General features: G+C 56.5%; 14 protein-coding genes and 1 tRNA gene. 4 read left to right on the forward strand and 11 right to left on the reverse strand.

The genetic code is table 11. The features are described from left to right. Nucleotides 1–75: 75 nt before the first annotated feature. A complete protein-coding gene (locus RWL87_RS05935; protein ID WP_313969229.1) occupies nt 76–828 on the reverse strand; it encodes a nicotinamide mononucleotide transporter in 753 nt (250 codons plus the stop codon). 492 nt (nt 829–1,320) lie between these two features. Here RWL87_RS05935 and RWL87_RS05940 point away from each other — a divergent pair, with 492 nt between their 5' ends. From RWL87_RS05940 to RWL87_RS05955, 4 genes are all read left to right on the forward strand, one after another. After that, on the forward strand, nt 1,321–2,400 hold the full coding sequence (locus RWL87_RS05940) for an S-layer homology domain-containing protein (RefSeq protein WP_313969230.1): 1,080 nt from the start codon (nt 1,321–1,323) through the stop codon (nt 2,398–2,400). A gap of 369 nt (nt 2,401–2,769) precedes the next feature. Next, nucleotides 2,770–5,880 carry a DUF5074 domain-containing protein gene (locus RWL87_RS05945; RefSeq protein ID WP_313969231.1) on the forward strand — a complete coding sequence of 1,037 codons (3,111 nt, stop codon included), beginning with the start codon at nt 2,770–2,772 and terminating at the stop codon, nt 5,878–5,880. Nucleotides 5,881–6,452: 572 nt separating this feature from the next. Beyond that, nucleotides 6,453–8,645 (forward strand): LPXTG cell wall anchor domain-containing protein, encoded by a 2,193-nt coding sequence (locus RWL87_RS05950; protein WP_313969232.1) that lies wholly within the window; start codon nt 6,453–6,455, stop codon nt 8,643–8,645. Nucleotides 8,646–8,942: 297 nt separating this feature from the next. Next, nucleotides 8,943–9,015 (forward strand) — tRNA-Glu (locus RWL87_RS05955). 205 nt (nt 9,016–9,220) lie between these two features. Here the strand turns inward: RWL87_RS05955 and RWL87_RS05960 are convergent. The 10 genes from RWL87_RS05960 to msrA form a co-directional block, all read right to left on the reverse strand. Continuing rightward, nucleotides 9,221–10,066, reverse strand: coding sequence for a DUF6318 family protein (locus RWL87_RS05960; protein ID WP_313969233.1), 846 nt, complete (start codon nt 10,064–10,066; stop codon nt 9,221–9,223). A 163-nt stretch (nt 10,067–10,229) separates the two neighbouring features. Next, entirely contained in the window at nt 10,230–10,940 is a 711-nt protein-coding gene (locus RWL87_RS05965) for a DUF6318 family protein (protein ID WP_313969234.1), read from the reverse strand. A 207-nt stretch (nt 10,941–11,147) separates the two neighbouring features. Then, complete coding sequence (locus RWL87_RS05970; protein ID WP_313969235.1) at nt 11,148–11,858, reverse strand: DUF6318 family protein; 711 nt, start codon at nt 11,856–11,858, stop codon at nt 11,148–11,150. Nucleotides 11,859–12,064: 206 nt separating this feature from the next. Further along, the gene (locus RWL87_RS05975) at nt 12,065–12,832 is read right to left on the reverse strand and encodes a DUF6318 family protein (RefSeq protein ID WP_311450174.1); all 768 of its coding nucleotides are present in this window, start codon (nt 12,830–12,832) and stop codon (nt 12,065–12,067) included. Nucleotides 12,833–12,930: 98 nt separating this feature from the next. Continuing rightward, complete coding sequence (locus RWL87_RS05980) at nt 12,931–13,719, reverse strand: DUF6318 family protein (RefSeq protein ID WP_313969236.1); 789 nt, start codon at nt 13,717–13,719, stop codon at nt 12,931–12,933. 40 nt (nt 13,720–13,759) lie between these two features. Next, a complete protein-coding gene (locus tag RWL87_RS05985) occupies nt 13,760–14,488 on the reverse strand; it encodes a DUF6318 family protein (protein WP_294642908.1) in 729 nt (242 codons plus the stop codon). A gap of 258 nt (nt 14,489–14,746) precedes the next feature. After that, the gene (locus RWL87_RS05990; RefSeq protein ID WP_313969237.1) at nt 14,747–15,481 is read right to left on the reverse strand and encodes a DUF6318 family protein; all 735 of its coding nucleotides are present in this window, start codon (nt 15,479–15,481) and stop codon (nt 14,747–14,749) included. A 269-nt stretch (nt 15,482–15,750) separates the two neighbouring features. Next, nucleotides 15,751–16,521: a DUF6318 family protein gene (locus RWL87_RS05995; RefSeq protein ID WP_313969238.1), complete on the reverse strand. Its 771-nt coding sequence runs from the start codon at nt 16,519–16,521 to the stop codon at nt 15,751–15,753. 140 nt (nt 16,522–16,661) lie between these two features. Continuing rightward, entirely contained in the window at nt 16,662–17,438 is a 777-nt protein-coding gene (locus RWL87_RS06000; RefSeq protein ID WP_313969239.1) for a DUF6318 family protein, read from the reverse strand. 212 nt (nt 17,439–17,650) lie between these two features. Then, complete coding sequence (gene msrA / locus RWL87_RS06005) at nt 17,651–18,172, reverse strand: peptide-methionine (S)-S-oxide reductase MsrA (RefSeq protein ID WP_005507518.1); 522 nt, start codon at nt 18,170–18,172, stop codon at nt 17,651–17,653. Nucleotide 18,173 lies beyond the last annotated feature (1 nt).

Raw genomic sequence — 18,173 nt, forward strand, 5'->3', positions numbered from 1 at the left:
CTCCTGTCTGTATCGTTGAGTGTCTACATATCGCTGAGCGGATATGCGGTAGCTAGTGCGCTAGGGAACCACCCCTTACGCCACCGCCACGGTGCCCTTGGCTGCGGTGCCGCTTCGGGTCCACAGCAGGAGCGCTGCCACGCTGTTGATGATGTAGAAGATGTACTTGCCGACGTTTGCGAAGTTGCCCTGGGTCAGCGCCTTAATGCACTGCACGGTGTTGTACACGGCCCAGAACTGCCACTGCATCGTGAGCTTGAGCGCGTTCAGAATGTTGGCTGACAGGGACAGACCAAACACCACGGTCGTAATCCAGAACAGGAACGAGGTCTTGCCGCCGTAGCCAATGTAGTTCGCAATCAGGGAGAACGCGAACGAACCCGCCACAATACCACCAATAATCAGCTGACCCTTCGCGCCGGTCGGCGGTTCCATTGCCTTGCCGCGTTCGGAGTTCTGCCACCTACGAATCGCGAAGGTGTACACGATGAACGTGACCGGGTAGGTGATGATCGCTGCCTTGTTGCCCATAATGTAGTCAATCGCGCCAGACAGCGCCGTGTTGATAATGCCGAGCACGTTGCCGATGTTTGAGAGGCGGCCGGTCAGGCGGGTAGACATCATTGAAATACCCACGTTAATCACGGAAATTACGCCGAGGGGAATGAGTTTCGTGATTGGGCCCCAGTCGACGTATTTGTCGAGGGTGGTGCTCAGGTATCCTGATGCGACTGCGATGGCGATAACCAGTGCCACGCCGAAGAGGTCGGCGTACTTGGACTTGGCGAAAAAGAGGAGGGCCTTCTCAGAGAATTCCTTGGCCTCCATGGGTAACTCCTTTGTTGAGGATATAGAAACAGTGATAGGGTACCAATAACTATAACTCTTTGAAAAGGGTTCGGAACGGCGTGTCGCACATAAAACCTCAGAATCCCACATATTCCACATCCAGGAACGCCTCGGCGTACAACAACCCGAAGTTACCCCATCAAAAACCCATACCAACTTCCGGCAAACCATGCCAGATAACGCCCCTATCTCGCCGAACACCGAAAATGGGCGTAAAATCACCGCCGTTTCATCTTCGCTTTAACAGAAACCTTAAGGTAGGCTAGATGACTGGGTCAGGGAACTCGTGCCGGTCTCACTCACCGTGCATCCGCCCGACAGACACCCGCACCCCGCACGCTGCGTCTCACTCACGCACGCCAGAGGGGGAGGGAACCCAACGTATCGGCCTCACTCACCGTTTACGCCGCTGTCCGCGCGTCCTGCCACCCGTAACTCACTCAACTCAAACAAGAACTGAATAGGACAATCATGCCCTTGCTTACCCATCGACTCTCACGACGATTCTTCGTAAAGGGTGCTTCCGCCGCTGCCGCTGCAGGCGCACTGACCCTGCAGGCACAGGCCGCTCAGGCAGATGAAGCACCCACCAACATTGCCCCGGCAACTGAGGAAACTAAAGGCCCGCGCCTCGTCATTCAGTGCGCCACCATCACCGAAACCGGTATGACCGTCAACTACACTGCACACGGTCTGCGCGAATTCCTCACCGAAGGCACCACCCTGACCGTACGCCACGGCTACGTTCGTAACGACTCTTTCGAAACTCTGCGCTCCTGGCCGCTCACCCCCGAATTTGACGGTGACGCTGACAGCTTCAGCGGTAGCGACCAGTTCCCCATCGAGCTGCTGCAGGGTGAGGGCGTTGATCACGCCCTGCAGCTGGATATTTGCTCCGACCCGTGGGGTCAGGAGATTACCCACCAGATTGCTGCACGCATCCCCGTGGCTGAGACTAAGATTCTGAAGACTTCTTTCGAGGATGTTCCGGATAACCACCCGTTCGCCGAGGATATCCGCATGGCGAACCAGAAGAAGTGGCTGATGCCGAACCCGCAGACTGGCGCGTTTGAGCCGGACCGCCCCGTGACCCGTGAGGAGCTTATTGCTCTGCTGAACCACGCGGCCGGTCACGCTGGCGTGAGCGAAAACTCTGAGGTTGCACCCTTCGCGGATGCGGCAGGCCGCCCGACCGCGAACGCTCTGCACTGGGCTCGTGACCGCAAGATTACCGAGCCGCTCACCGGCGGCGACAAGATTGACCCGACCGCACCGGTCTCCCACGAGGAGTTGGCGGCTGTGCTGTTCCAGTACAACGCGGAGGTTCAGTTGACCGAGATGAACGAGGCTACCGGTTCTCGTTTCCGCGACGTACTCGGTGCCGGTACCCTGCACCGTTACGTTGCGTGGGCTGGCGCGAACGACATCGTGATCGACGCTTCGGGTGAGTTTAAGCCGACCGCGCCGACTACTCGCGCGGAGCTGGCTCGTTTCATTCGCCGCTACAAGCTGCAGAACCTGCTGTTCACTGACTTCTCGTACGTTTCCTAATTCTCGTACGTCTTCTAAATTTAGCTAACCCCGGCACCGCGCGTGCCTGTTGGGGTTCGTGAAACCCCCGTCTTCTGGCTTTTGCTGGAGGCGGGGGTTTTGTTGTGCGGGTTTAGTGACAGGTTGTGCCTGGCATATGAAATTTTGCGTCATATATACCTGAAATCTTGCAAAATCCTGTGCGCTAAGTAAGTATTACCTAGAAGGTAAATTAATGATTGCCTTACTTAATACTGTGTGAAGACTAGTTTCCTTGCTCGTGGGCCCACGAAACCCACAGCAGAGAGCAAGAAAAACGCGGCGCCTCACCGCCCCTCAAGCAGGGGAGAGGCGCACCTCCACACACCACCCACGAAAAAGGACATACATATGAACCTCGCTTCGAGCAAGGCATTCAAGGGCCTCGCCGTTGGATCGCTGGCACTGGCAATTTCAGGTGTTGCCACCATCCCCGCATCGTTCGCGGCAGAATCCACCCCGGCGGCAAGCCAGAGCACTGACGCTCGCACCATCACCGACAAGGCGATGGCTAAGATCACCCAGGGCCTGCCCGGCCAGTTCCAGGTCGCATATTCCAAGAAGACCAACAAGATTTGGGTTGCGGGCACCGCTGACCGCGACGAGCACGTTTCCACTATTGCTCGTATTGACGCGAACTCCCTGAAGATTGAGGCTGTCGCCGAGTTGCCCATCGTCAAGAACGACAAGGGCTACTCCTACGAGGGTGCGTACGGTATCACCGTCGATGACGAGGAAGGTACCGTGTGGGTGACCAGCACCCGCGATAACTCCGTTGCCGTGTACGATCAGGCGACCATGAAGCAGCTGTGGACCAATGCGGGTCTGAGCAAGGACGACCCGAACTGGATTGAGCACCCCCGCGAGGTGCGTGTCGATCACGAGTCGGGTAAGGCTTTCGTGACCGGCCGCTTCTTTGTCTCGGCTATCGATCTGAAGACCAAGAAGGTCGAGAAGATTCAGCTTGAGGGTGCACCCGATGGCGGTACCCGCTACATCAGCATGAACATTCTGGTGGACGGCGGCAAGCTGTACGTGCCCGAACGCACCGGCGGCAAACTCTTCGTGATTGACGCCAAGACCTTCAAGGTCGAGAAGACCATCTCTGTGAAGGGCGATAAGGACGGCGAGGTTCGCCCCTCTGACGTGGCTATTGACCACTCGCAGAACGAAATTTACGTCTCTTCGCAGGGCGTGAAGGGCGAGAACTCCGGTGTATCTGTGTACGATGCGACCACCTACGAGTTCAAGAAGTTCATTCCCTTCGGCACCCAGGCGCTCTCGCTCGATAACGATGAGGCGAACGACCTGGTGTACGTGACCGACTTCGGCACCGGCAAGGTCGGCGTGATTGACGGCGGCGCAGCAGACAAGCTGATTGCCGAGGTCGCCATGAACGGCGGCAAGGCAAACGACCTGGTCGTACTGCCCAACGGCTCCGTTGTCGCTGTCGACAAGCAGGCTGGCGCAACCGCAACCGTGCCCTACGTCCTCGACGGCACCACCGGCACCGTCAGCACCTCCAGCCAGGTCACCAGCAAGCCTTCTAAGGACAAGCAGGGCAACGAGGTTCCCGCCAAGACCTCCGAGATTCAGGCGAACTCCATCCTGAAGTTTAAGGTCACCGCAACCGCAGGCGACAACTCCGAGGTCAAGCAGGTCACCCCCGAAACCCGCGAGTTCCAGGGCTACCCGGCAACCGCCACCAAGACCAAGGCAACTGACAACAACGCCACCACCCCCTCCACTGAGGCACACCGCACCGTGGACGCAAACGGTAGCGTTGCGAACATCATTCAGGGTCTGCCCGGCCAGTTCCAGGTTGGCTACTCCAAGAAGAACCACAAGCTGTTCGTACCCACCGTGGGTGCGCGCGGCGGCCTCGCCTCCTCCCTGGCACGCGTGGATGCAGACACCCTCAAGACCGAGGCATTCGCCGAGCTGCCCGTGAAGAAGAACGACAAGGGCCAGTACGGTTACACCTCCGCGTACGGCGTGACCGTTGATGACGTGGACGGCACCGTCTGGGTTACCAACACCACCGACAACTCCGTAGCAGTGTACGACCAGCAGACCCTCAAGCTCATCTGGACCAACGAGGGCGTGAAGGAAGACGACCCGAACTGGATTGAGCACCCCCGCTCCGTTCTGGTTGACCACGAGTCCGGCAAGGCGTTCGTGACCGGCCGCTTCTTCGTATCCGCTATCGACCTGAAGACCAAGCAGGTTGAAAAGATTCAGCTCGAAGGCGCACCCGACGGCGGCACCCGCTACATCAGCATGAACCTGTTCCTCGACGGCGGCAAGCTGTACGTGCCCGAGCGCACCGGCGGCAAGCTCTTCGTCGTGGACACCAAGACCTTCAAGGTTGAGAAGACCATCCAGACTCAGGGTGAGGATTCCACCGTTGAGGTTCGCCCCTCCGACGTTGCTGTGGACCACTCGCTGAATGAGATTTACGTTTCTTCCCAGGGTGTGAAAGGCGTCAACTCCGGTATCTCCGTGTACGACCTGACCACCGGCGAGTTCAAGAAGTTCGTCAAGTTCGGCACCCAGGCGCTCGCTCTGGAGCACGATGAGGACCGCGACCTGGTGTACGTAACCGACTTCGGCACCGGCAAGGTGGCTGTCTTCGACGGCCGCGCTGACGAGGTCATCGGCGAGGTCGAGATGAACGGCGCAGCCGCGAACGACGTGACCCTGCTCAAGGACGGCTCCGTACTGGTCCTCGACAAGAAGGACCGCGACGAGAAGGTGACCCTGCCCTACGTGCTCAACGGCACCACCGGCGAGATTACCACCGCCAGCGAGTACACCACCCTGCCCGGCAAGGACCGCCAGGGTAACGACGTTCCCGCATCGGTTCAGCAGCTGAAGGCTAACTCCATTCTGAAGTTCAAGGTTGGCGTGAAGGACACCGACGCGAGCGCAGCTCCGGTGGGTATCACCCCGACTTCGCTGGACTTTGCGGGTTACCCGACGGTGACCGGTGTGAAGGCTGAGGAGTCGAAGCCGGCTGACCCGAAGGCTGAGGACAAGAAGCCTGCAGATCCGAAGGTAGAGGACAAGAAGGCTGAAGATAAGAAGTCTGAGGACGTTAAGTCTGAGGATAAGAAGTCTGACGCTAAGTCCGAGAACACCGCAGAGGCTAAGGATCAGACCTCCAAGGACCAGACTTCTAAGGATCAGGCATCTCAGTCTGACTCCAAGCCCGCTCCGGATGCAGTGAAGGCTGATAAGTCCGGTTCGGCTGTGAAGAACGGTGGTTCCTCCGCAGGTGGTTCCGATAATTTGGGCGGTGGCTCCTCGGTAGCTAAGAGCGACGCAGGTTCCTCGCAGGCTGGCTCTTCGCGTGGCGCTCTGGCGAACACCGGTGCGAACGCTGTGATGCCGCTGGTTGCTTTCGCTTCTGTGGCTCTGATTGCGGGTGTTGCCCTGGTGATGCGCCGCCGCAAGGCATAGCGTTTAGCTCTCGGGCTTAAATGCTCGATATAACGCGTGAAAAGGCGGGTATTTTCTCTTTCGGATTCTTCGAATCTGGGGGAGGGGTACCCGCCTTTTGTGTGCCCGCTTGGGCTAATGCTGGGTAGGTGGTTTTAGGACATATTTATATATGTGCACTTGCCTGTAAAAATATAGGTTTTGAATGTCGAGAAAATGTTTAACCCGTGGTGAATCTCGCTGGCGCGCCTCACCTAAACATTTACATTAATGTGTAAATATAAAAGCATCACAATACCCCTCGCGACCTGGGTTTTTGCCCGCAAGAGCAAGGAAAAACCGGGGAAGCGCCTCAACCTTCACGTGATACTGAAGGCGAATTAGGGGATCACTCATAAAAACACAAAACACGCCCACGTCGCTGCTTGTATTTTCCTGGGAAAACATTGAGGATTAGAAGGTAGGTAAATTTATGCGTTACCTGCATTTCTGCTTTTCGTGCCGTCGAATATGTCACCGCATATTCACGGGTGTCTCGTTAGCATTCGCATGCGGCATGTGAGCACTTCCGTTACACATTTGAAGGACACACATTGAACCTCACTCCCTCCTCGGGCAAAGCACTGAAGGGGCTCGCCGTCGGCTCCCTCGCGCTCGCAATCTCCGGCGCAGCCATGATTCCTGCCTCCTTCGCAGCACCTAACACCGCAAACCAGACCGCGGCCCCCAGCGCATCGGCTCCTTCCACCGCATCGCTGAGCCGCGTTGTCGACACCTCCGCGTCCGTCGCGCAGATTACCCAGGGTCTGCCCGGCCAGTACCAGGTTGCCTACTCCAAGGCGACTAACAAGATTTGGATGGTCGGCGTGGGTGCACGCGGCGACCTTGCCTCCACTATTGCTCGTGTCAACGCAGACACTCTTCAGATTGAAGAAGTAGCAGCGCTTCCCTTCGAGCTGGATAAGAACGGCGAATTCGGCTACATTTCCGCGTACGGCATCACTGTTGATGACGTGTCCGGCACCGTGTGGGTTACTAACACCACCGACAACTCCCTGTCTGTCTTCGACCAGAACACCATGGAACAGATTTGGACTAACCACGGTATCGCCGAGAGCGACCCGAACTGGATTGAACACCCCCGCTCCGTGCTGGTGGACCACAACTCCGGCAAGGTGTTCGTGACCGGCCGCTACTACGTGTCTGCAATCGACATGAAGACCTTCGAGGTCACCAAGCTGCAGCTGGAGGGCGCCCCCAACGGCGGTACCCGCTACATCGGCATGAACATGACCGTTGACGGCGACAAGCTGTACGTGCCCGAGCGCACCGGCGGCAAGGTCTTCGTCATCAACACCAAGACCTTCAAAACCGAGCAGGTTATTCAGACCCGCGGCGAGAACTCCTCCGTTGAGGTTCGTCCCTCTGACGTCACCATCGACCACTCCGAGAACGAAATGTACGTTTCCTCCCAGGGCGTGGACGGCGTGAACTCCGGTATCTCCGTCTACGACCTGACCACCGGCGCGTTCAAGAAGTTCGTCAAGTTCGGCACCCAGGCGCTGTCCATGGAGAACGACGAGAACCGCGACCTGGTGTACGTGACCGACTTCGGTACCGGCAAGATCGCCATCTTCGACGCTAAGACTGACCGCGTGATCGGTGAGGTTGAGATGAACGGCGGTAAGGCTAACGACCTGACCGTCACCGCGGACGGCTCCGTCATCGCAGTGGACAAGCAGGACATCGCTAACACCACCGCGGCAGTGCCCTACGTGCTGAACTCGAAGACCGGTGACGGCTCCATGACCGACACCTACACTTCTAAGGCGACCGTGGATCGTAACGGTAAGGCTGTTCCTTCCTCGCAGCAGAAGCTGGTTCCGAACTCCATCGTGAAGTTCTACGCCGAGGTTTCCGAGGGTGAGTTCACCTCCACCGCGACTATTAACCCCGCTAAGGTTCCCTTCCAGGGCTACCCGAAGCAGGCTACCGCAGTGCTGATTGACCCCACCCTGAACTTCGCTGAGGGCACCGTCGACATTACCCGCCCCTACACCTTCCACGTGTCCGGCTACGACTTTGAGAAGCCCCCGGCAGAAGGTATTCGCCTGTTCCTCGTCAAGGAAGGCGAATGGTCGATGGGTTTCGACAAGCTGACCGATAGCGAACTGGCAAGCATCCAGAAGGTGTCCACCATTGTTCCGGCGAGCGCGTTTGTTTACAACGCACGCACCGGCAAGTACTCCTTCGACGCAACCCTGCGTGTTCCCGCGAACACCATGCAGTACAGCCAGGGCTACATGCTCGGTACCGTCACCGCTGGTTCTGACGTGGCTACCAACCGCAATTACGACTCGGCTGTTTCGCTGATTGTCAACGACGCGAAGGACGCCGGTAACGCAGATAACCGCGATGAGGTTGACGAGCCGGCATTCCCGACCAACGCCTCGGCGTCGCCTTCCGCATCTGCTGCAGTAGCAGAGAAGCCTGCGGCTGATCAGTCTAAGGGTGAGCAGCCGAAGGCTGAGGAAGCTAACGACCAGCTGGGAACCACCGCGAAGACCGCGCCGCTGAAGAACTCTTCTTCGGTGAAGTCGGAGTCCCAGCCTAAGGGCTCTAGCTCCGATGCTCAGGTGAGCGCTTCGGCTACCAAGTCTGCGCCTCAGAGCAAGGGCTCGCTGGCTAAGACCGGTGCCCAGAACGTTCTGAGCCTGGCTGCTGTCGGTGCGTTCGCGCTGATTGCCGGTGCCGCTGTGATGGTGCTTCGCCGCCGTAAGGCATAGTTTCTTGCTCTAGTTTGAGCGGATGCGCCCCGTACACTGTGCGGGGCGCATTTTTGTACCTTGGTGCCATTTGTGCCTGAAAGGAGGTGGGCGCGGCGGAGGTGGGCGCGGCGGAGGTTCTGGATGTCTGTCGGGGGAGTGCCTGGCATAGCTGGAAAAGAGCCTATGCTGAGCGCCTTGCACTCAGTGTAAAATATGTGACTCATTTCACCACTTTTCGATTTGGTTGTTTCTGGGAACCTCTGTATAGTTATATGTGTTGCCAGGGAGACCTGGTGAAAGAGATGTAAATCTCACGGCCCCATCGTATAGCGGCCTAGTACTCCGCCCTCTCACGGCGGCAACACCGGTTCAAATCCGGTTGGGGTCACACTAGGAAATAAACCCTCAGTCTTCTGACTGAGGGTTTATTTGTTTATCAGGCACAAAACTGAGTCTGGATTCGATGGTGCCGCCGTGAGCCTCTCAAAGAATAAAAGCGAAAAGCCACATGTGTTTCGAAAAGCAACCATAATGGTGGCTTTTCGAAACACATGTGGCTTCTCGGCGGTATAAGGGAGGCTGTCCTCCTGGATTTACTGTGCAGATGCCTCAGTAGAAGCAGTCGTAGCCTCCGCAGACGCAGAACCCGCAGCCGAAGCGCTCGGGCTCAGCGACGGAACCGGCGAAGCAGAAGCAGTACCCGGAGCGCGACGCACCATACGCCAAGTGCCGTCCTGGTAGTGCGCCACAATCTGACCAGCCACCGGCTTACCCGGGTACTTGAATACCTCGGTCAGCGGCTGCACACGATCATTGGTCTTGCTGTACACGCCAGCACCCTCAGCGCCATCAATCACCATCTCGGTTGCCCAAGTGTAGTAGCCGGTGCGGGTGTCCTTGGTCGGGCGGTCAGCGGTCAGCGACAGAACCATCGGACGCTCCGAACCAATAACCCAGCCGCTCTCCGAAGCGTACATGCTCTGGAAGAACTCAGCCACAGTCGAGTAGTCGCCGGTGTGGTCAATATTCGTGAAGCGGGTACCGTCACCGGTCAGCAGCAGATAGTTCAGGGTAGCCTGCCAGTACGCAATGAACGCGTGCAGGCCCTCAACACTGTTCTCACGCAGCTTCGCCGGCTCCACGGGGATCGCAACGTTCACTGCCTTGTGCTCCTTGGTGCCCGGCTCAAAAGTGCCGGTGGAGGAGTAATCGGCAAGAACGACCTCACCCTTCATGCTGGGGCCGGGCTCAACGGTGGTGGTTGCCTCCGCCGTGGGGGAGACGGATGCGGTAGCGCTCGCGGTCGCCGAAGACTCGGTAGTGGATGCGCTTGCGGTCGCCGAAGACTCGGAGGAGTTCGAGGAACATGCGGCAAGAAGCGCGGCGGTGCCCAGACCCAGTGCGGTCAGGGCGGTGCGGCGGGTATACATGGTAGACATGGGGCTCTTTCTGAGGTGAATAAAGTATGTGCCGGTATTGAACTAATTCCAGAATATCGCAGGGGGGCGGTCAGCCCAATGTTGTGTGCGCCTCCATGACCCTAAAAGCGGCGGGAGATGACGAAAAACACGGGCTCTCGCTAAGGCAGTAATATTGTTGCTTCTACGCCGGAGAAGAACTGCTTGCTGTAGGCTGGGGTGAATTCGTTGCGTTGCTTCCTCCTGCAGGACCGACTGTCCATGCACCATTTTGGTGTACCAACTCAAAAATGATTTTGCTGGGACCGTCTGGGTTATTTGTGTAGGCTAGCGAAATCTCCAAGCCCTGTGCCGTGGTGTGGACTACGGCCCTACTGTGCATGTAGGTCGTAGCTTTCCAATGGTAGCGGTCTTCGTCAATCTTTTGAGGAGATTCCTCTGTCAACTGGTATAGACAAGGTGTTTCGGTGCCGTATAACCAGCCGCTGCCTTCTGCATACATTTTTACGTATGCCTTCTTCATCTTTTCCCAGTATTGGTCTACGGTTGCGTCTACAGACTTTAAAGGCTCAATATCCCCAGAAATCATGAGATAGTTCTGAGAAGCCATCCAATATCCCAATGCTGCATACATGCCGCCCTTTGTCTTGTTGCTCATGTTTGCAGGGCGTACGGGTTTGCGCGGATTCTCGGCTTTCTTCTCATGGGTTGCCGGAACGTAAGTTCCTTGCGACTCGTAGTTGTTGAACTTCAGCTCGCCCTTATAGATACGCTGAGCGTCGAGCACACTCGGGTCGCTGAGCGGGCGGATATCGCTAGCACAGGCGGTCAAGGAGGCGAGCGCGGCGGTGGCGGCGATGCCAAAGGCGGCGCGTCGGGTCACGAAGGTAGACATAAGGTACCCTTCAATAGATTATCGGTGTATCTATTTCAGGGTACCTTAGTGTATTTGGGTATGTTTATGATTTTTTCGTTGTCAAACCTTGGAAAATGCTACAAAAGATACGTTAGCTAACGAAAAGCACCGTTTACTAGGGGGAAAAGCCATTATCTTCCTATGGCTGCCGTTTCCCGCGTCGGTATCTTCCTATACCGCTGCGTCCTAAACGCTGAGGCCAGAATCGCTTCCGCCCGAGGATCCGGGAGAAGTCGTCGAGGAACTCTTCGTCTCAACGGTGACCATCCACGCATCGTTTCGGTATTTCAACACAAAAGTGACCTCATCATTACTGGAATCACCGCTCGTCTCAGCCAGACGAATGTCCCTGTCCTCGGGCACGTAATGGAGAACGGCATCCTTATGGCTACGGGCAACACCCTTCCAGCGGTACTGCTCATCGTCAACCTTCTGCGGGGTCTCTTCGGTCAGGTCAGCCACGAGCGGCGTCTCGGTGCCGTACATCCACCCCTCATTCTTTGCGTACAACTCTACGTATGCCTTCATCTTCTGCACGTAGATGCCGTCCAGGTCCACGTCCTTGAACGGGGTAGCGTCGCCAGTAACCGTCAGGTAGTTCAGAGCTGCGACCCAGTAGCCCAGCGCCGCATACATGCCCGAGGTCGTCTTTGACTTTATATTCACGGGAGGAACGGGCATAGGCGGATTCTCCGCCTTCTTCGTGCTGCTTGCGGGGTGGTACGTTCCGGTGGACTTGTAGCTATTGAACTTCAACTCGCCCTTGTAGGGACGCATCGAGTCAACCACGCTCGGGTCCTCCAGCGGGCGGATATCGCTGGCGCAGGCAGTCAAGGAGGCGAGCGCGGCAGCGGCAACAACGCCCAGGGCGGTGCGTCGGGTAACGAAGGTAGGCATGGGAACCCCTCAATAGTTTGTTCGTGTGCTTTTAAGCGTACCCGAGCAGATTTATTGACACGATCAAAGCCGGCACCTGCTCATCTGGGGGAATAGTTCAACACGACCGTACGCAGGCCATACAAACAAAAAGGGGAAGCCCCCGCACGCAGCCTCAACTGCATTCGAGAGCTTCCCTCATCACTATAAATGACTAGGAACGCGGGTTAGGCACTAGCGCTACTCGCCTCTGAAGAGGGGGAATCAGCTTCTTCATCACTGAGTAAGAACCAGGCGCCATCCTTATAGTCAAACGGAAAATTGGTTGCCTCGCTCTTGGTCGATCCATCAACCAGAGGAACAGGGTCATGACCCTCAACGTGAGCCTTTGCATTGGGATCATAGATAATGCGTCCGAGCCAATCGTAACGGTTGGGACCGCCCTCAACTTTTTTGGGAGCATCAGTCAGCAGCTGAATGGTAACCGGCGCATCCGTGTCATACACCCAGCCCTTACCGGAAGAGTAGATAAGAACAGCATTGGCGTGATCGTTCGCATAGCGGCCTTCAGGGTCAGCCTTCTTGAGCGGTTCGAAATCGCCGGTCATGAACATGTAGTTGAAGCTTGCCACCCAGTAGCAGAGGAACTGGTACATGCCCTCAACGGTCGCCTCGTTCATCTTCTCCGGAACAACAGGCTTCGGCACGTTCTGCGCTTTCTTCTCAGCCGTGGCAGGAACGTACTCGCCGTTCTTCTCGTACTTGTCGAGCTTTACGGTACCCTTGTACGACTTCTTAGCGGAAGACGACGCAGATGCTGAGGCGGATGCGCTTGCAGACTCAGAAGCGCTGGCACTCGCCGAAGCCTCACCGGAAGGGGAAGAAGAGCTATCAGCCAGCGGACGGATATCGCTAGCGCAGGCGGTCAGCGCTGCAGCCGCGCCGGCACCGGTAGCGGCAGCTAGCGCGGCGCGTCGAGAAAGAAAAGTTGCCATCAGAAATCCTTAAGTAATGTGTGGGGTTATGAGACTAAGTCCTAGAGCCTATGTGCGAGGTAAATCCCCGCCCATAAGACGAACTGAACAAAGATGCTCTAGGCGTTCTTGGAGCTAGCCTCATCGGATGATTTAGCACTCGGGCTTGCAGTGCTTTGCCCGCGTACCTTGGTGGGGTAAGTAAACCACTTGCCGTCCTGATACGACAATTTCAGGTTGGAAAGCTCAGGCTCCATGGAAGTGTTCTGGTACATAGGCCTGTTGCCCTTACCCTCAACATGCATCATCGCATTAGGGTCCTTGGACAGCGTGATACGCCAGTAATAGAGAGGTTCGCTGCCTTCCACCTTCTCAGGTTGCGGGGTCATCATCTCAGCCTGAAGCGCATGCTCCGAACCGTAAAACCACCCCTCATTGGACTCATAAAAAGTCACGTAATCATGGAAAGACTTCACATCCCTGCCGGAGGGGTCAGCCTGCTTCAACGGCTCATCGTCACCGGTGAGCACCAGATAGTTGACGCTGGCAAGCCAAAAACTAAAGGCAGAGTAGGCACCATCAATGCTGTTCTCATGCATATTCGCCGGAGGGAGGGGCTTGGGCACGTTCTGCGCCTTGTGCGTCTCATCCGCGGGAACGTACTCGCCCTTCTTCTCGTAGTTGTCGAACTTCACCGGCCCCAGATAAGACTTCGCAGAAGAACCACCCGCAGAGGCAGAGGGGCTAGCAGAGGCGCTAGGACTTGTGGAAGAGGAAGCCTCACTGGAAGGAGCAGAGGAGCTATCCGCCAGCGGGCGGATATCGCTAGCGCAAGCAGTCAACGCCGCAGCCGCGCCGGCACCGGTAGCGGCAGCTAGTGCGGCACGTCGAGAAAGGAAAGTCGTCATCAGAAATCCTTAAATAGTGCGTATCAGAAGATGAAGAAATTTAGCTGTTGTTGTCCAGAAGCATGCGCCACATGCCTTCCTTGTACTCCATGATGAACTTCGTCGTGCGAGGAATCGTCTTTTCTTCCTCAACGATAGTCGCATCAGGCTCACCCTCAATGTGGTACTTAGCGGCAGCGTCATACGCGACGGTCACAAGCCACTCGTAACGGTCCGGCTTATTAGCAACCGGCTGAAGCTCATTCTCCGCAATCTCAATCTTGTACGGCTGATCCGAACCGTAAATCCAACCCAGACCCGACTCATAGAGCTTAATCATGGTCCTAGAGTTGCTCAAAAAAGCCTTCGCCGGATCCGCCTTCATCAGCGGCTCAACATCGCCGGTCAGAATCAGATAATTCTGGGAAGCAAGCCAATAACCCATCAGCGCGTAGGCGCCCTCGGGGCTGTTTTCCTTCATCTTCTCCGGGATCAGAGGCTTCGGCACGTTCTGCGCCGGCGCATTCGCAGTCGCAGGGATGTAGGTGCCGTTCCGCTCGTAGTTATTGAACTTAATCGGACCAACATACGAGCCGGGAGTGTGATCATCAGTAGGAGAAGGCGACGCCGAAGCGCTCGCAGAAGAGGACGCCGCACCAGAAGCCGCACCAGAGGAACCGCCGGAACCCTGCGACAGCGGGCGAATATCGGTAGCGCACGCAGCCAGCGCCGTAAGGATGCCGGTCGCACCCACGCCCAGGAGAGCACGTCGAGTGAAGAAGGTAGTCATCGGAAGCCCTTCGTTGGAGCCAATACAGAGCAAATTACGCCACACACCGCGGCAGGCATACGCACCCCGTACAGACCTATCAGTACGTCAATGTATATATTTTTAAGGTTACCCGAGAGCCACCACATAGCCCCGCGACCACCTCAATTGTTCAGAAAATTAAGACCCCACATCCAGCGTTTTACCAGGTGCGGGGTCTTATCACATAAGAAATCACTACGAGAGCGAGCCCTCAGCAAGGCGGCAACTAGGCGGTAGCTAAGCGGCGCTCGACAGCTCCCACTTGCCGTCCTTGTACTCCAGGCGGAACCTCGCCACCCTCTTCTTCGATTCATCAGCGCTCGTTGCCTTCTCAGGCTGATTCCTATAATGCCGCATCATCTTCGGGTCCATGTAGGAATAGCCCTCCCAAATAAAGCGGGTATTGTCGCTACCCGGCACCTCACGAGGAGCATCCGTCAGCAGCTCAACAATATACGGAGTTTCCGTACCGTACACCCAACCAGCACCCGACGCATACAGCTTGATCGTGCTCTGATACTTCTCCCAACCGTAGCCGTTGTAGTAGATATGTTCAATCGGGGCCGGGTTACCCGTCATCATCAAATAGTTCAAGCTCGCCAGCCAGAAACTCAAGAAAGCATACGCACCATCAACGCTGTGCTCCTTGATATTCGCCGGAGGAACAGGCTTCGGCATATTCTCAGCCGGATTCGTAGCGCTCGCCGGAACGTACTCGCCGGTCTTCTCGTAGCTATCGAACTTCATCGGACCTTTATAGGACTTACCCGAAGACGGAAGACCCGAAGCCGCAGAGGCACTCGCAGATGCCGATGCGGAAGCAGTCTCGGAGGCGGTCGCCGCCTCCGACGGAGAAGCCGAGCCGGTGCCGCCAGCCAACGGGCGAATATCACTAGCGCACGCAGTCAATGCAGAAAGCGCACCCGCAACAGCAACACCCAGGGCAGTACGTCGAGTGAAGAAGGTAGTCATCGGAAGTCCTTCGTCGGATCCATCACCCACAAAGCCGTCAGCACGAGGCTCACAACCTGCAGGTAAAGACCACATGTAGTACGTCAATGTATATACGTTAAGCGTACCCGAGGCACCCTCCGGCAACCCCGACCATCCGCCGGGTTTTCTCCTGGGTGTTCCCTGGATTTCCGCAGAGTTTTAGCAGCGTTTCGGCACAAATAAACCCCGCCCACGGTGCATTACCGCAGGCGGGGGAGAAGCCTATTCACGCTGTCAAAGGCAACGGCCTAGACAGACGAAGAGCTACCAGAAGAAGCAGATGCAGAAGAGCTCTCCTTGCCGGTCAGCATAAACCACTTACCGTCCTTGTACTCCACAATAGCCTTCATCAGCTTGCCGTTCGGGCTCTCCGCCGTCTTAAAAGGCTGATCCGACTTACCCTCAAGGTGAATCTTCGCATCAGGGCTGTAGTTCATATAAGCCGGCCAGTAGTACAGGGCACTGCTACCGGAAGGCTTCTGTGGTGCACTACTAATCAGCTCAATAGTAATCGGGGTATCCGAACCGTACAGCCAGCCAAGCTCGTCCCCATACATCACCGCGTAATCCTGCAGCATGTCAACGTAAATATCCGCAGGGTCCGCCTTCTTCATCGGCTCAGTGTCACCGGTCAGCACTGCATAGTTGAAGCTCGCCAGCCAGTAACCAATGAACGCGTACATGCCGTCAACGTTCTGATCGTTCATGTTCGCCGGAACGAGAGGCTTGGGCACGTTCTGTGCCTTCTGAGCGGCGGTCGCCGGAACGTACTCGCCCTTCTTCTCGAAGTTATCAAACTTTACGAAGCCCTTATAGGACTTGCTGGAAGAAGCAGAAGCCGAGGCGCTAGCTGAAGCACTAGCGGATGCACTTGCGGAAGCGGAGCTTGACGCTGAGCCATCAGCCAGCGGGCGGATACTACCAGCACACGCAGTCAACGCAGCAAGTGCACCGGCACCGGTCGCACCCAGCGCCACGCGGCGGCTCACGCGGGTAGATATGAGGGAAGGGCTCGTCATTATCAGCCTTTCAAAAGAAGTCAACAAAGGAAAGAGAGTGAGTTGACACCCTTATCATACCCTAAACGCGCAAATAGATATCAAATATCGCTACTTGTATCCTTTTGCAGAGAAAAGATCAAAAAGCTGCAATTAGTGCACTAGGAAGCCGAAGGGCTCGCAGAATCCGAGCTCTTATCAGCATCCTTATCCTTCTGAGTGCTCATAAACCAAGCACCCTCCTTATACTCCACAACAATCCGCATCGCCTGGCCCTGAGAATCCTCAGCCCCCACAAGGGACTTATCGCGGTTATCGCCCTCGGTCAGATGCCTCTTCGCATTCTGATCAACCAGGGAACGAGCACGCCAGAAATAACGAATACGGTCACCCTCAATCTGCGTGGGAGTATCCGTCAACAGGTACACAGACATCGGCTCACTCGTGTCATAAATCCAGCCGCGCCCCGTCTCATAGAGCTTAACCATCGGCTCAAGCTCCTTATAGTAATCGCTGCTCGGATCCGTCTTCTTCAACGGCTCAATATCACCCGTCAGCGCCAAATAATTAAAACTAGAAATCCAATAGCCAATCAGTGCATAAATACCGTCAACGCTCAGCTCCTGCACCTTCTCCGGCATGATCGGTTTGGGTACGTTCTGCGCCTTCTGCTCAGCCGTAGCAGGAACATACTCGCCGTTCTTCTCAAAGTTATCGAAGGTGACCTTACCCTGATACGACTTATTCGCAGGCTGTAGCGCCGACGAAGCAGACGGGCTTGCTGAAGCACTCGCGCTCGCCGAGCCAGACTCAGCAACATCAGCTGGCGGATGCACCGTACGCGCACACGCAGACACCACAGCGGCAAGACCAATACCGCCCACACCCAATACGGCGCGGCGGCTCAAAGCGATGGACTTAGAAGAAGAGCTAGTCATCAGCAGTCTTTCGAAGAGGTCAACAGATGAGGGAGAGTGAGTCGACACCCCCATCATACCGGGCGCACCTTATAGCAACCCTAAAGCACAAGTGAATAGCAAATAGCTTGGGACAACTGGGCACACATGAAGAAACCCCGCGGCCGTTATTCCGAATACTTTCGAAGAAAGAACAACAGCCGCGGGGCAAAACAACTGGAGGGGCGTACAACCTAGCGGAGCAGATGCGCAAAATTACGGCGCGCATGAGCCACCTTCGGGCTCACCACAAACGCACAATAACCCTGCGCCGGATTCAACGCGTAATAATTCTGGTGATACTCCTCAGCCTCATAGAACACACCCAGCGGCTTAATCTCCGTAACAATGGGGGAGGAATACAGCTGCTGAGCACGCGCCACCGCACGCTCAAACGCCTCACGCTGCTGCTCATCAGCGTAGAAAAGCACCGAACGGTACTGCGAACCGGTATCCGCACCCTGACGGTCCCAGCTAGTCGGGTCGTGGCTCGTGAAGAAAATATCCAACACCGTATCCAGATCAATCACCTGCGGGTCAAAGCTGAGCTTCAGCGCCTCCTGGTGACCGGTCGCACCCGAACACACCGAACGATAATCAGGGTCGGGAGTCTCGCCACCCGTGTAGCCGCAGACGCTCGCCTCAACCCCGCGGAACTGGCGGTACACCGCATCCAGGCACCAGAAGCAGCCGCCGGCAAGAACAACATCAGTCATG

The sequence above is a fragment of the uncultured Rothia sp. genome (genome assembly GCF_963555405.1).
In the GTDB taxonomy this organism is placed as follows: Bacteria; Actinomycetota; Actinomycetes; order Actinomycetales; family Micrococcaceae; genus Rothia.